This is a genomic window from Flavobacterium sp. CBA20B-1 (assembly GCF_028473145.1).
GTDB lineage: Bacteria > Bacteroidota > Bacteroidia > Flavobacteriales > Flavobacteriaceae > Flavobacterium.
The window spans coordinates 2802036-2816603 of record NZ_CP092370.1 but is presented as its reverse complement, the minus strand read 5'-3'; the positions used below and the strand labels follow the sequence as shown (position 1 = coordinate 2816603).

Here is a 14568-nt window from a genome sequence, read left to right as displayed (position 1 = left end):
CAATGTGCAAAGATACGATTAATTTTTAAAATACTGATTTTCAACACTTTTATAAGATTTCATTAACATTTGATAAAAAAAAAGGCTCACAAAAACGTGAGCCTTTCTTTATAAACTTATATGGGTTTTACTTAAGTAATTCATATTCAAAAACAGGATTACCTCTTTCGCCCGCATCGTTACTCATTGCAATGAATTTAACTTTAAATACATTTCCATCTACATCTTTCACAATGTAAAAACGATCGTCTTTAATACTTGGCTGTGAAGAAGGTCCTCCACCATTTCTCCAAGTATCTCCAATAACTCTTTGATCGGTGATAGATGTGGTGAATTGCGTTTCTTCTACATTAGCTTTCGAAAAAGCGGCAAATTCAGAATCCAAATTCGCTGCAGTTGATTGCACCATATAAACTTTTGTTCCACTATGAATATTTGTGGTGATAAAGTCGGCAAAATAATATGTAATTTGATCTTGACCATAAGGAAAATAGTTTGTAAAACCAGTGAACGACAAATCCCATTGCTTTTTAGCTGGTTGCACAGCAACCTCTTGTCCTGTAGTTAAGTTTAAAAAGGTAAAATTAAAATCTGCTTTTTTAGATATCTTAACCGTTTTGTGTGTTGTATCAGCTAAATTTGCATAATCTACAATATAATCATTACCATCTCTAGTAATTCGCACTTTTTTCCAGCCACGCGGCTCCCCATCTAAAGCTACAGAACCCGGACTTGGTGCAGTTGTACCTACTTCAAATCCCATGTTGACTAAATACACATAGTTATCAGCAGCTGTCGCAGAAATCTCTGAGATGGCAGTACCGGTTCCGCCACCATTTCCAGTTAAAATACCTGTGGGGTTATCCACATATCCCCAACTAGCCATTGTACTATAACCTACTGCCACAGTAGGATCTTCGGTTTGAACAGCATCTATATTGGTAGTTTGCAATTTTTTAACAGCCATTTTTACAGAACCGTTAATAATTACTCTAAAATCAGATCCAGTTGAAAAACCTAAATCCCACGTATCGCGCTGAACACTTGTTTGCTTATTTGTGCTTAAATCTACAAACACTTGATTGGGTTGGTTTGGACCACCTACTTGTGCAGCAATTGTACCCTTGTCAACTGGTTTAATGATTGGTTCATTTGCTGTGTTGTTGTCGTCTGAACAAGACGTAAAAATAAAAGAAGCGGCTGCTAAAATGAAAATTGATGTTTTCATATCTAAAATATATTAATTAAAATTGAAATTATATGTTAACTTAATAAAATAACTGCGTCCGTATGCCAACAGGATATTTGAGTCTATTGCATGTCCTCCGCCTTCGTTTAAGCGGGTTTGGTTTACATTGCCAATGTTAAATAAATTCCGAGCTCCTATTGTTGCTTCTAATTTATTCTCCCAAAAACCTTTTCGAATAGACGCATCAAACCAACTATAAGATGCTATTTCTGACAAAACATAATTGTTGGAACCTATGACCCACTGAGGCATTTTGCTTGTAAATTTGTAATATGCCGCAAATGTGGTGTTCCATCTAGGTATGTAATAGGATGCATTTGCGTTTGCACTATACATGAATAAATATTCGTCTGACGTTCTATATTCGGCATTATCTATTAACTGCGAAATCCAAGTGAATGAGCTGTTTAATGCAAAGTTCCAGTTGTTCATTTTAAACTGATTGGTAGTTGATATATTAATGCTCTTGTATTTGCTTACATTGATATTCTCATACATGGGTGTAGCTCCGTTGTTTCCAACATAAGCGCTGGTAATACGGTCTTTAATTTGGTTCATACTAACCATTAGATGATTTGACAGTAAAGAATTTTTAAAAGTGGAGATTTTTTTAATACTTGCTTCGAAAGAATTACTTGTTTCAGGCGTTAGATTTTCGTTTCCTACGAAATAGTGTCCATCAAAAATATTCCTAAAATACAACTCTTGAAAATCGGGAGTTCTGTAAGACCTTCCTAATGCAGCACGGGCTTCAAAACCGTTATTTAATAGATATCTTCCACCAAAAGAATAAGAATATTGGTTATCAAACATCGACTGCAAAGAATAACGAACACCTGGACGAATAGAGAAACGTTCGCTTATATGAATCTCAGACAAAGCAAAAAAGTCGTAATTATTAATTGTTTTACTAATTTCTTTTTTTTGATTCAATTCTGCATCAACCACTGAAAAGCCTTTATTGCTTACTAGTTCATATCCCAACTGAAGATTAAATGCAGCGTTATCGAAAAAATTACTGAAAGTTCCTGTTGAATAAAGTACTTCCATTGATTGGTCTCGCAATTTGCTGTTCAAACTTTCGGTATGGTTTGTTAGATTAAAGCGAAATGTTTCTTCTTCGCGCTTTTGCGTTTGATAGGATGCTGAGACATTAAAATGAATTTGATCTAAAATGGTACCTGAAGCGTTCAAATGATTGTAAATTCTATCAATAAAAAAGCGTTCATCGTTGCTATATTTATAGGCTCCAAAAGTGTTATTGTAACCAGATTGAACTGTTGGATGAAAATATGCGATTTCTTTCGATAGATACTCGAATTTATAAAACAAACGCAGATTCTCTTTTTGATAGCTTAGTAAAGCATTGGGTTGCATTTGCTTATAAGGATTCCATTGATACCCGCGCTTGCCATCGTTAAAATCGTGAAATGCACCAACTTGATCACCCATATATCCTTGAAAATCAATTCGATTGAAACCGAAAGTTACAAACCAATTATCGTTTATATTATGATTTATTTTTATGTTTTGAATATGCTTACCTTCGTTAAAAAAATTAAATTCATTTCCAACTGATTCTTCTTGAAGATTAGCGGAAATCTCCCACTTATAGTCTGATTTTTTCTTAGTAATAATGTTCAAAATACCGCTCACAGCATTGGCTCCATGAGTTACCCCCATTGCGCCTTCAATAATTTCAATTTGTTCCACATCATCCAAACTTATCTGGCTTAAATCGGTATTATTTCCTAAACCATTTTCATTTACCAAAGGAACATTATCAACCAGAATTTTAAAGTAAGCAGCATTTAAACCAAACATTGAAACAGTTGATCTACCTGAAGTTCCGCTTGGAGTCACTGTTATATTAATGTATTGATTTAAAACATCACTTAAAGTAACTGCTGCTAAATTTTGAATATCTTCTTTAGAGATTACACGAACATTGTTGATCGCTTTTTTCAGCGACTGTGGTTCTATTTGACTAGTAATAACCAACTCTTCAAGCTCTGTATCATCTATCCTTTGTTCTAATGAATCAACTTGTGCTTGCAGTACAAGCCCATTCATACAAATTAAAGAAAGATATATGTATTTAATTTTCATTATTTTTATTTATTCTAATGTTAAATAACGAAAGCAAAAGTAAAAAGTTATTTTTATTTATTCTAAATAAATGTTGTTTTTTTAGAAATTATATCTAATTTTGTGATGCGTAAAAGAATTTAATTTAATCTTAATATAAATAGTAAAATGAAAAAAGTTCTTACTGTTATTGCATTTACAATGGTTTTAGTAAGCTGCAATCAAAAATCGAGTACCGAGAATAATGGTACAAACACAGCCAATGAACCAGCAATAAACACCTCGCGAATTGTGTCATTAAACGGTGCAGTAACTGAAACCTTAGCGGCATTAGATGCATCAGAAAAAATTGTAGGAAGAGATGTTACTTCTACTTTTCCGAATGATTTAAAAGCAACCGATTTGGGACATGTTCGCTCCATTACAGCAGAAAGTATTTTGGCACTGCAACCAACAGTGGTTTTTGGAACAACGAAGGACATGAATCCCAATTTAAACGAGCAATTAAAAAAAGCAAATGTTCCCTTAGTACTTATTGACCAAGAATATAGCGTGGAGGGTACTAAGCAGCTAATTACACAAGTTGCATCAAAACTAAATAAAGAAAATTATCAACCTCTTTTAGATCATATTTCAACGAAAATAAGTACCATTCAACCTTTTGCAAAAAAACCTAAAGTGCTTTTTATCTATGCGCGTGGTGCAGGAAATTTAATGGTTGCTGGTAAACAAACGCCTTTGCACAACATGATAGAGTTGGCAGGTGCTGAAAATGCAGCCGCAGCTTTAACCGATTTTAAACCGTTAACTCCAGAAGCTTTGCTTACTACAAATCCCGATGTGATTTTAATGTTCGATAGCGGTTTGCAAAGTGTTGGTGGCGTAGATGGTTTACTGAAAATAGACGGTATTGCGGCAACAAATGCTGGTAAGAATAAAAAAGTTGTTACCATGGACGGGCAATTACTTTCTGGTTTTGGTCCTCGTTTAGGAGAAGCAGTTATTGAATTACATAACAAATTACAATAATGAAAAAGAAAATTGCTGTTTACAAACGCTTGTTTTACATTGTTTTACTGGTTGCTTTGGTAACAGCATTGTATTTGGGTGCTTATGATTTTAACACGTCGATAACAGAAATCATCAGCACCTATTTTTCTACACGTACACATACACCCGATTCTTTTGTTTTAATAGAGCTGCGTATTCCGCGCATTTTAATGGCCATTTTAACAGGTGCTGCATTGGCAATTAGCGGTACCAGTTTGCAAGGTTTGTTTAAAAATCCGTTGGCATCGCCCGATTTAATTGGCATCACATCAGGAGCGGTATTGTTTGCGGCTTTAACAATTGTTTTTGGTTCGGCAATAATGCCTTTGCTTCCTGCTTTTTTTCGATACATATTGCTGAGTATTATGGCGTTTATAGGTGCATTATTAACTATGTGGTTTGTATATAAAATGGCCACTTCAAACGGAAAAACCCATGTGCTCATTTTGTTGCTTTCGGGTGTGGCAATCACAGCTTTAACAGGTGCTGTCACCGGTTTTTTAACCTATATTTCAACAGAAGAAGAACTGCGAAACATCACCTTTTGGTCATTGGGTAGTTTAGCCGGAGCAAATTGGTGGAAAGTTTTGTTGGTATTTATTGTTGTTGCGGGCGGAAGTATATTTTTACTTAAAAAAGGCAAAGTGCTCAACGCTTTGATGTTAGGCGAAAAAGAAGCGGCACACTTAGGTTTCCACATTGAAAAAACTAAAAAACAAATCATCATTGCATCTTCACTAATGGTGGGTTGCGTGGTTTCTTTCAACGGAACCATTGGTTTTATTGGTTTAGTAGTGCCTTATATATTACGCTTTGTGTTTCATTCCAACTATACCATACTTTTGCCTTTGTCGATGCTTTTAGGAGCCGTTGTGCTTTTAATTGCCGATACCATTAGTAGATTAATTGTGATTCCGGCAGAATTGCCCATTGGTATTTTAACAGCTATAATGGGAGCGCCTGTTTTTATTTCAATTTTAATCAATTATAAAAGAAAATTAAAATGATACAAATTCACAATTTAAACGTTCAAGTAAACAATCGCTTTCTTTTAAAAAATATCAATTTAGAGATTCATAAAGGCGAACTCATTGCCATTGTTGGTCCAAACGGAGCAGGAAAATCCACCTTTTTAAGTTGTGTGGCAAACGAAATTTCGTATCAATCTGAAAAATTCTTTTTTAAAAACACCGAGATTAAATCCTACAAAAAAGACGAAATTCCCTTTCATAGGGCAAAATTTTCGCAGCATCATTCCAATGAAATCAACTTAAAAAACGATGAAATTGTGCTCATGGGCAGGTATCCTTACTTTAATGCAGAACCACATGCAAACGATTTAAAAATTGTAGAAAAATGGATGGCAAATACCCAAACCAATCATTTAAATGACCGCGAATATGAACAATTGTCTGGTGGTGAAAAACAGCGTTTACATTTAGCACGCGTTTTTGCTCAATTAGAAAATTCTGTTGAAAATAAATTATTATTGTTAGATGAACCTTTGAATAATCTCGATGTGGCGCATCAATTCAAAACCTTACATTTAATAAAAGAATTCACCCAACAAAACAATTCGGCTTTGGTGGTTTTACACGATTTAAACATTGCCGCACAATTTGCCGATCGCTTACTATTAATGAACAAAAGCTGCGTGGAGATATTCGATGAACCCCAAAAAGTACTCACTCAAGAACGTATTTCAAGGGTGTATCAATATCCGTGCAGTATTACACCTCATCCTAAAAACAAACAACCTATTATATTATTTGGATAAATTTTAATCAATTATGAATACAACAGAAAGTTTAAAAACACAATGGGATTTGCTAAAACAAGAGCAACCACATTTAAGAATACGCAACGCTGCAGCACAATTAGGCGTTAGTGAAATGGAATTATTGGCAACAAAAATAGACAATGGTGTTACACGTTTACGCCCGGAATTTAAAGAAATTTTATCAGAAATGGAATCGTTGGGCAAAGTGATGGCTTTAACCAGAAACGACGAATGTGTACATGAACGCAAAGGAATTTATTTGAACGGAGATTTTTCTAATCCACATGCAGGTTTATTTGTGGGCGAAGATATTGACTTACGAATTTTCTTGTCGCATTGGAAAAAAGCATTTGCAGTAACAGAAGAAAATGCACGAGGAACATCAAAAAGTATTCAGTTTTTTGGAAAAGATGGCGAAGCGATTCACAAAATATTTTTAACAGCCGAAAGTAATGAAACGGCTTTTGATGCATTAGTTGAAAAATACAAAAGCGAAGATCAGCAACCATATGAAACCACCGAAGCTTATACAGTTAACTTAGACGAAAAACCAGACAACGAAATTGATGTAGAAGGTTTTAAACAAGCATGGATAGATTTAAAAGATACCCACGAGTTTTTTGGAATGTTGCGTAAATTTGGTGTTTCTCGTACACAAGCATTGCGTTTGGCTCCGTCTGATTTTCATGCAAAACAAATCTCAAAAGATGCAATTGTCACCATGCTAGAAGAAGTTGCTAAAGAAAAAACACCAATTATGGTTTTTGTGGGCAACAAAGGAAACATCCAAATTCATACAGGAAATATTCGCAAAACCATGTGGCATCAAGAATGGTACAATATCATGGATCCCGATTTTAACCTGCATTTAGATATGAGTAAAATTGCACAAACTTGGGTGGTTCGCAAACCCACCGAAGATGGCGTGGTTACAGCAATTGAAGTTTTTAATGAAATGGGCGATATTATTGTTCAGTTCTTTGGAAAACGCAAACCAGGTATCCCAGAATTAGATGTTTGGAGAACAACGGTTGAGAAATTGAATTAATTAGGAAAGAAAGAAAGGTTGTTTTAAAGCAACCTTTCTTTTATTTAATATTTCTTTTATTTAACCAACTGGTATATTTTTCTCGATTTTTGGCATGCTCGTCTATAGTTGATGCAAATTCGTGATACCCAATTCGTTCAACACTGGCACAAAAATATATATAATTGTGTTTTTCTGCATTTAACACCGCATCAATTGAACTTTCGTCGGGCATAGCGATTAATCCGTTGGGTATTCCTTTGAATTTATATGTGTTAAATGGATGGTTTAATGTTAAATCTTTTAAATAAACACGCTTTATAACTTGTTCAAAATCATTCGATAATGCTTTTTTAGCATAAACCACCGTTGGATCTGCTTGTAGCAGCATATCTTGGTTCAATCGGTTTAAATATGCACCTGCAACTCGTGGACGCTCATCTACTTTTGCCGTTTCTTTTTGAACAATTGCAGCTAAAGAAGCCACTTGAACAGGCTTTAAACCTAATGCTTTTGCTTTTGCTTTTCGTTCATCGTTCCAAAAACGGATGTATTCCTTTTGCAGAATATTTCTAATTTTTAAGGGGGTGGTATTCCAATAAACTTCATAGGTGTTGGGCATGCACATGGCTAAAACATTGTCTTTATTCATGCCCATTTCCTCCAAAAAAGCAGGTTCCGTAAAAGTTTGGTATAAATCTGCAATATCGGGTTCCACTTGCGACGAAATACGTTGCAATAACTTTTCAAGGGTTTCTTGGTTATTAAATGTAAGTTTTACAGGCACGTTTCTGCGCAGTGCTTTAACAATTCGGTAGTTATTGTAACCATTTTCAATAAGGTATCTTCCAGGTTCTACTGTTGCCGATTCACCCAATTTTGAAAAAAGACCTTCTAAAGAAGTGTAGTTTTTTACATATTTTTTTAACGAGTCTTGCACTTGGCTGTAAGTGGCATTGGTAGGTATATGAATGTAAATACTTTTATCTGCAAAATTGGTATTGGGCGTGAAAGCTTTTCTGTACAGACTATAACCAAAAATCAAGGCAGCAAAAACGCCAAGTACAGCTACATAGCTAACTAATTTATTAATTTTCATTTAAAGGATTTATTAATTGGTACAGCAGTTCATCAACATATACAGCTCCGATTTTGTTCCACTGTTTTTTAACGCCTACTTTTTCGAAACCAAATTTAGAAAAAAGCTTGATACTTGCGTGGTTTGTTGCAGCAACATTAACATATATTTGATGAACATTTAAGATATGAAACGCATATCCCAACAAAAGTTCTACCGATTCGCTGCCAAAACCTTTGTTTCGTTCTTCACTGCTTTTCACAACAATTCCCAAACCAACTCTACTGTTTTTAGGATCAAAATCATATAAATCAATTAACCCTATTAAATGATTAGAGCCATTTTCGGCAATAGCTAACCGCAGTTGTTTTACTTCGTAAATATCCTGATGACTGTTTTCCAAATAATTTTTAAGCAACCATTTAGAATAAGGAGCTTGGGTATGGCTTACTTCCCACAACAATTCATCGTTTTCAATTTCGTATAAAAATGATAAATCTTCGGGTTCTAATGCACGTAAATGAACTTTATTTCCTCTTAAAAACATATTCAATCGATAGAAATTTCTCCTTTAAAAACTTGTTGAGCAGCTCCGGTTAACATAACGTTGTAGTATTTTTCTTCGTTTTGATCGAAAGAAACTTGCACTTCTCCACCTTCAACCTGAATAGTGATTTTGTTTGCAGTAGTTTTTTCTAAACTGTTCATTGCAAGTGCCACAGCCGTTGCTCCGGTACCGCAAGATAAGGTTTCGTCTTCCACGCCACGCTCATATGTTCGTATTTTAAAAGAATCGTTTGATAATTGTTCAACGAAATTTACATTCGTTCCGCCGGGTTTGTATTGGTCGCTGTAACGAATGTTTTTCCCGTTTTCAAAAACATTAAAATTTTTCAAATCATTGACTAGTTCCACATGATGTGGCGATCCGGTAAACAAAAACGTAAAATTGTTTTCATTCTTAATGGTATCCTTTGCAATATCAATCATTTGCAAAGCTACCACATCTTCCTTATTAATAGTTGCATGGTGCAAACCATCAATCGCATTAAAAGTGGTTTCATTTGAAAAAATTCCTAAAAAATGCGCAAAGGAAACAATACAACGTCCGCCGTTGCCACACATAGTGCTTTCGTTTCCATCGGCATTGTAATAAACCATTTTAAAATCGGCAGTAGCATCATTTTCTAGTAAAATTAATCCATCACCTCCAATTCCAAATCTTCTGTCGCACAAAAAAGCGATTGTTGCTGCATCATTTTTTTGAAAGAAAAGGCTGCGGTTATCAACCATAATAAAGTCATTCCCGGTGCCTTGGTATTTATAAAATGTTAATTGCTTCATTGTGCAAAGATATAAAATATTAAAGCTTCGTTAAGTAGTGTTAACAAGCGTTAAACTGTTTTTTAATGATTTAGTACTATTGTAATTTTACTGTTAAATAAATAAACATTAAATAATTATATGAAAAATATAGGAACTATTTTAGCAACATCGTTGTTAAGTGGTGTTGTAACATTGGGGTCGTACAAATTGTTTTTTGAAGATACCAATTATTTTGAAAACGCAAAAGAAATTACCACAAGTGCACCTTTTCGAAATGTGAACAATTCGGTTTTTGAAGCGCCTAATTTTAAGTTGGCCGCAGAAAAAACCATTCATTCGGTGGTACACGTTAAAAATGTATCATTTAGAAATGCACCACGAAACCCCATAATGGAATATTTCTATGGATACCAAGGCGGTGGGCAAACCTATGCACAAGTGGGTACGGGTTCTGGTGTGATTATTTCGGAAGACGGATATATCATTACGAATAATCACGTAATTCAAGGTGCAAGTGAATTGGAAATTACGCTAAACGACAACCGCACCTTTAAAGCAAAATTGGTAGGAACCGATTCTAAAATGGATATTGCCCTTTTAAAAATCAATACGTCTGAGAAACTACCGTTTACAACTTTCGCCGATTCTGATGCCATTAGTGTGGGCGATTGGGTGCTAGCAGTGGGAAATCCTTACAATTTAACATCTACTGTTACAGCCGGAATTGTTTCAGCCAAAGCCCGCAATTTATCAGAAAACGGTATTCAATCATTCATTCAAACCGATGCGGCTGTGAATCCGGGAAATTCAGGCGGTGCATTGGTAAACAGCAACGGCGATTTAATTGGTATCAACACCATGATTTCTTCTGCAACGGGATCTTATGTAGGTTATTCGTTTGCTATTCCCTCTAATTTAGCTCGAAAAATAGTGAACGATTTAATGGAATACGGAAAAGTGCAACAAGGTATTTTGGGGGTGCAAGGTTATGAAGTGAACAGTCAAATTGCAGCAGAAAACAAGCTCACCTTTAAACAAGGATTTTATGTGGAAAACGTAACAAAAAATTCAGGAGCCGAAGCTGCAGGTATCAAAAAAGGCGATATTATTTATAAAATAGACGGCAAAGGAATCAATTCTTTTCTAGATTTAAACAGCATCATTGCCACCAAACGTCCGAACGACGAAGTAACAGTTTCTTTAAAACGAAACAATCAAGACAAAGAATTAGTAGTTAAATTAAGTAAAAAAGAAATTGCCCAAATTCAATTTAACGGATTCGAAATTGAAAATTTGTCACCAAAAGAACAAAAAACATTGGGAATTAATTACGGTGTTAAAATCAACGGTATATCCAATGAGCGTTTTAAAGCATATGAAAGTGAATTGAAAAATGCGATTATTTTGGCAGTGAATGGTTCTAAAATCAAAAATACGGAACACGCCAACGAAATCCTTTCAAAACTAAATCAGGAACAACTCCGCATGGATTTAATCACTCCAAGAGGCGAACGATTACGATTGATTTTGTAATGTGTTGATAAAAAGTAGCTTATAAAAAAGCTACTTTTTTAATTATATGTGCTTGTATATCATAAAAATTAATATTTTTGTACAACTTTTTAAAATACAACACAATTTACACCCCAAATGGAAAATAATTTATACGAAAAAGAATTGGCTTTCCAAGCAGACAGAAGAAAAGCTTGCGTAGAGTTTATTAAAATCGTTAATGATTTATGGTATGACAAATCAATTGAATTGGTTTTATTTAGAAACCAATTAATTGACCGTAGCGTGAGCGACATTATTAATTTACATGAATATGCTGCAAAATTTGTTGAAAAACCAATTAATATTTTTGACACTGTTGAAATTGCTCGTGCCATTCAAACCGCAGATTTGCCAGCAGCGCGCATTGATATTGGTAAATTAACGTATGAATTCCATCTAGAAGACAACAAATACAACGATTCTTTGTCATTTGTTGTGGACAAGTTAAAAGGTGCAAAAGAAGGAAATACAATTGAGCCAAAAGACGTTGTTTTATACGGGTTTGGTCGCATTGGCCGTTTATTAGCACGTGAATTAATGGCTAAAATTGGTAAAGGTCAACAATTACGCCTAAAAGCAATCGTAACACGCGATAAAAACGATGAAGCTTCATTAGAAAAGCGTGCATCTTTACTTCGATTAGATTCTATCCACGGAGATTTTGAAGGATCAGTAGGAATTGATGTTGAAAACGAATCGTTGATTATCAATGGTTCACCTGTTCGCATGATTTCTGCCGCTCAACCAGAAGATATCGATTATACACAATATGGTATCAACGATGCATTGGTTATTGATAACACAGGTGTTTTTAAAGACGAAGCCGCTTTATCTCGTCACTTAAAATCTAAAGGTGCAACACAAGTTTTACTTACAGCACCAGGAAAAGGTGTTCCGAATGTTGTTTATGGTGTAAACCATGAAGATTATAATATCGACGAAACTCCGATTTGGTCTGCAGCTTCTTGTACTACAAACGCTATCACACCTGTTTTAGCTGTTATTGAAGAAGAATTAGGAGTGGTGAAAGGACATTTAGAAACCATTCACGCCTATACAAACGACCAAAATTTGGTGGATAACATGCACAAAAAATACCGTCGTGGAAGAGCAGCAGCCTTAAACATGGTAATTACCGAAACGGGTGCTGGTTCTGCAGTTGCAAAAGCATTACCAAGTTTAGCAGGTAAACTAACCTCTAATGCCATTCGTGTACCTGTTCCAAATGGTTCATTAGTTGTATTGAATTTAGAAGTTGGAAAACAAACTTCGGTAGCAGATTTAAACAAAATAATGAAACAATATGCTTTAGAAGGTGAATTGGTAGAGCAAATTAAATATTCGTTAAACAACGAATTGGTTTCATCAGACATCGTTGGAACATCAGCACCAGCAATTTATGATTCTAACGCAACAATTGTTTCAGCCGATGGTAAAAACATTGTATTATACATTTGGTACGACAACGAATATGGCTACAGCCACCAAGTGATTCGTTTAGCAAAACACATTGCTAAAGTACGCAGATACGTTTACTATTAGTAGATACACAACATATTTTAAAGCCAGCTTTTTAGTTGGCTTTTTTTATTCTATATTAGCATAAAACTAAAAAATGATAAGAAAACTCTACATATTTTTTTTTATAAATTTATTATATTTTACCTCATACAGTCAAATATATCTTGATAATACGCCTTCTAGATTTTTTAATATTTTTGTCCAAAATAAGTATGACAATGATTCTATAATTAAAGTAAATAAAATAAAACGTATTACTTATTTTCAATCAAACTCATATACTAATCTCAGAAGAGATACTATAGAAGTTCGAGAATATAATATGGACGGTCAGTTTACAAAACACATATATTATAACCAAAATAAAAAATCAAAACTAGGAGTTTACACAAGGGAGAATAATCGAGAAAAAAGTATTTATAAAAAATATTATAGTAATTCTGAAAAAATCTATGAAAGATATTCTGAAGAAATATTAAAGGAATATGAAGATAAAAATATAATTTACCAAATTGTAAAATATATGGAGGGTAAAGATACAGATATTAAGGAGTATAAATACTATTATGACGGTCTTAAACTAATAAAAAGAGAGAATATTTACAAAGGCTTTGTAGAAACTTCTTTAAATTACACTTATAACTCTCAAGGAAAACTCATTAATTATAACATGATTCGTTTTGAGGAATTACTCAACAAAGAAATAAAACAAACTGTTTCACAAGATGTTGATTATAGCTATGATCATCAAAACAATCTTATTAAAGTACTGTCCAAGCGTTATTCGACTTATTTCTCTGATGACGAACATCATTACACCTACAATAATAATCAAAAATTAATAAACGAGCGTTATAATTTGTCTCTTGGTAGCCTCAATGATGTAAGAAAAATGGGAACAATTGATTATTCTTATCTCAATAATAAAATGCTTGATAAAATTATTGAAAAAAGTGTCGATAATGATACATTAGAAGCCATTTTTTCATACAATGAAAATCAAAACATTTCAAATATTGTGTGTACGTTCATTAGCGATGACATTGGCAAATTCATTTTATTTAATCCATTATCAAAAAAAGGTATTTTGAAATACGAATATTTTTATGATACAAAAAATAATGTTACAAAAATGATTATTACAGAAAACAATTCTGTTCGAAACATATATGAAACAGAGATTGAGTATTACTAATACTTCAATTATTTATGTTTCCCTAATTTGTTTTATTTTACTAAATTTCAAAAAAAAATGGCACGAACACCTTCAAACATGTTAGCCTTAGGTACAACAGCACCCGATTTTTTTCTGCCCGATACAAATAGTAACGAATGGAAATCGTTTAATGACATAAATGGAAACCACGGAACAGTTGTTATGTTTATCTGCAACCACTGTCCTTTTGTGTTGCATGTAATAGAAGAAATTGTTCGTGTGGCAAATGATTACCGCGTACAGGGAATTGGATTTGTAGCCATCTCCAGCAACGACGCTGTTGCATATCCTGATGATGCACCTGATAAAATGAGTGAGTTTGCTTTTCAACATAAATTCGGTTTTCCTTATTTATATGATGAAACGCAAGAAGTAGCTAAAAAATACGATGCAGCATGCACTCCCGATTTGTATTTGTTCGATGCACAAAACAAATTAATCTATCGCGGTCAATTAGATGATTCACGCCCAAAAAACGGAATTCCCACCAATGGAAACGACCTTCGCAACGCCATTGATTCAATCTTGTACAACCGAAGTGTTAATCCTTTGCAAAAACCAAGTATCGGGTGTAATATTAAATGGAAAAATACACTTTAAAATCAAAATGTTTCTTACCTTTGCGAACACTATTTTTCTTTTTTTCATTTTAGAAAATGAACAGATTTTCTAGAATAAA

13 protein-coding genes are annotated in these 14568 nt (G+C 34.0%); 8 read left to right on the top strand and 5 right to left on the bottom strand.

Annotated elements, in window-relative coordinates; genetic code table 11:
* Nucleotides 1-127: 127 nt before the first annotated feature.
* Both MG290_RS13725 and MG290_RS13720 read right to left on the bottom strand, forming a co-directional pair.
* A complete protein-coding gene (locus tag MG290_RS13725) occupies nt 128-1228 on the bottom strand; it encodes an HmuY family protein (RefSeq protein WP_264561802.1) in 1101 nt (366 codons plus the stop codon).
* 12 nt (nt 1229-1240) lie between these two features.
* A complete protein-coding gene (locus MG290_RS13720) occupies nt 1241-3358 on the bottom strand; it encodes a TonB-dependent receptor plug domain-containing protein (RefSeq protein WP_264561801.1) in 2118 nt (705 codons plus the stop codon).
* A gap of 147 nt (nt 3359-3505) precedes the next feature.
* Here MG290_RS13720 and MG290_RS13715 point away from each other — a divergent pair, with 147 nt between their 5' ends.
* From MG290_RS13715 to MG290_RS13700, 4 genes are read left to right on the top strand one after another with little or no spacing between them, the layout of a single operon-like run.
* On the top strand, nt 3506-4366 hold the full coding sequence (locus MG290_RS13715) for a heme/hemin ABC transporter substrate-binding protein (protein WP_264561800.1): 861 nt from the start codon (nt 3506-3508) through the stop codon (nt 4364-4366).
* Nucleotides 4366-5394, top strand: a complete 1029-nt coding sequence (locus MG290_RS13710; protein ID WP_264561799.1) for a FecCD family ABC transporter permease — start codon at nt 4366-4368, stop codon at nt 5392-5394. The genes MG290_RS13715 and MG290_RS13710 overlap by 1 nt, the downstream gene beginning before the upstream one ends.
* Nucleotides 5391-6164 carry a heme ABC transporter ATP-binding protein gene (locus MG290_RS13705; protein WP_264561798.1) on the top strand — a complete coding sequence of 258 codons (774 nt, stop codon included), beginning with the start codon at nt 5391-5393 and terminating at the stop codon, nt 6162-6164. Before MG290_RS13710 ends, MG290_RS13705 begins: the two co-directional genes overlap by 4 nt.
* A gap of 13 nt (nt 6165-6177) precedes the next feature.
* A complete protein-coding gene (locus MG290_RS13700) occupies nt 6178-7215 on the top strand; it encodes a hemin-degrading factor (RefSeq protein WP_264561797.1) in 1038 nt (345 codons plus the stop codon).
* A gap of 40 nt (nt 7216-7255) precedes the next feature.
* On the opposite strand, the gene mltG is transcribed toward MG290_RS13700, so the two are convergent.
* Genes mltG through dapF form a run of 3 tightly spaced genes read right to left on the bottom strand, consistent with a single transcriptional unit; the run spans nt 7256 to nt 9616 of the window.
* Nucleotides 7256-8293 (bottom strand): endolytic transglycosylase MltG, encoded by a 1038-nt coding sequence (gene mltG / locus MG290_RS13695; RefSeq protein WP_264561796.1) that lies wholly within the window; start codon nt 8291-8293, stop codon nt 7256-7258.
* On the bottom strand, nt 8283-8819 hold the full coding sequence (locus MG290_RS13690; RefSeq protein WP_257499537.1) for a GNAT family N-acetyltransferase: 537 nt from the start codon (nt 8817-8819) through the stop codon (nt 8283-8285). Before MG290_RS13690 ends, mltG begins: the two co-directional genes overlap by 11 nt.
* Nucleotides 8820-8821: 2 nt before the next feature.
* Nucleotides 8822-9616 (bottom strand): diaminopimelate epimerase, encoded by a 795-nt coding sequence (dapF, locus tag MG290_RS13685; protein ID WP_264561795.1) that lies wholly within the window; start codon nt 9614-9616, stop codon nt 8822-8824.
* Nucleotides 9617-9736: 120 nt separating this feature from the next.
* On the opposite strand from dapF, the gene MG290_RS13680 reads away from it, so the two are divergent.
* The 4 genes from MG290_RS13680 to MG290_RS13665 all read left to right on the top strand — a co-directional run bounded on the left by MG290_RS13680 (nt 9737) and on the right by MG290_RS13665 (nt 14489).
* Nucleotides 9737-11131, top strand: a complete 1395-nt coding sequence (locus MG290_RS13680) for a Do family serine endopeptidase (protein WP_264561794.1) — start codon at nt 9737-9739, stop codon at nt 11129-11131.
* Nucleotides 11132-11248: 117 nt separating this feature from the next.
* Nucleotides 11249-12694 (top strand): glyceraldehyde-3-phosphate dehydrogenase, encoded by a 1446-nt coding sequence (locus MG290_RS13675; RefSeq protein WP_264561793.1) that lies wholly within the window; start codon nt 11249-11251, stop codon nt 12692-12694.
* A 73-nt stretch (nt 12695-12767) separates the two neighbouring features.
* Nucleotides 12768-13868 carry a hypothetical protein gene (locus MG290_RS13670; RefSeq protein WP_264561792.1) on the top strand — a complete coding sequence of 367 codons (1101 nt, stop codon included), beginning with the start codon at nt 12768-12770 and terminating at the stop codon, nt 13866-13868.
* A gap of 57 nt (nt 13869-13925) precedes the next feature.
* Nucleotides 13926-14489, top strand: coding sequence for a thioredoxin family protein (locus MG290_RS13665; RefSeq protein WP_264561791.1), 564 nt, complete (start codon nt 13926-13928; stop codon nt 14487-14489).
* The last annotated feature ends 79 nt before the right edge of the window (nt 14490-14568 follow it).

What these genes read in the sequence shown, in the direction of transcription:
- MG290_RS13720 (WP_264561801.1), bottom strand. Translation starts at nt 3,358, where the DNA reads ATGAAAATTAAATACATATATCTTTCTTTAATTTGTATGAATGGGCTT.
- MG290_RS13725 (WP_264561802.1), bottom strand. Translation starts at nt 1,228, where the DNA reads ATGAAAACATCAATTTTCATTTTAGCAGCCGCTTCTTTTATTTTTACG.
- mltG (WP_264561796.1), bottom strand. Translation starts at nt 8,293, where the DNA reads ATGAAAATTAATAAATTAGTTAGCTATGTAGCTGTACTTGGCGTTTTT.
- dapF (WP_264561795.1), bottom strand. Translation starts at nt 9,616, where the DNA reads ATGAAGCAATTAACATTTTATAAATACCAAGGCACCGGGAATGACTTT.
- MG290_RS13700 (WP_264561797.1), top strand. Translation starts at nt 6,178, where the DNA reads ATGAATACAACAGAAAGTTTAAAAACACAATGGGATTTGCTAAAACAA.
- MG290_RS13670 (WP_264561792.1), top strand. Translation starts at nt 12,768, where the DNA reads ATGATAAGAAAACTCTACATATTTTTTTTTATAAATTTATTATATTTT.
- MG290_RS13715 (WP_264561800.1), top strand. Translation starts at nt 3,506, where the DNA reads ATGAAAAAAGTTCTTACTGTTATTGCATTTACAATGGTTTTAGTAAGC.
- MG290_RS13705 (WP_264561798.1), top strand. Translation starts at nt 5,391, where the DNA reads ATGATACAAATTCACAATTTAAACGTTCAAGTAAACAATCGCTTTCTT.
- MG290_RS13690 (WP_257499537.1), bottom strand. Translation starts at nt 8,819, where the DNA reads ATGTTTTTAAGAGGAAATAAAGTTCATTTACGTGCATTAGAACCCGAA.
- MG290_RS13710 (WP_264561799.1), top strand. Translation starts at nt 4,366, where the DNA reads ATGAAAAAGAAAATTGCTGTTTACAAACGCTTGTTTTACATTGTTTTA.
- MG290_RS13665 (WP_264561791.1), top strand. Translation starts at nt 13,926, where the DNA reads ATGGCACGAACACCTTCAAACATGTTAGCCTTAGGTACAACAGCACCC.
- MG290_RS13680 (WP_264561794.1), top strand. Translation starts at nt 9,737, where the DNA reads ATGAAAAATATAGGAACTATTTTAGCAACATCGTTGTTAAGTGGTGTT.
- MG290_RS13675 (WP_264561793.1), top strand. Translation starts at nt 11,249, where the DNA reads ATGGAAAATAATTTATACGAAAAAGAATTGGCTTTCCAAGCAGACAGA.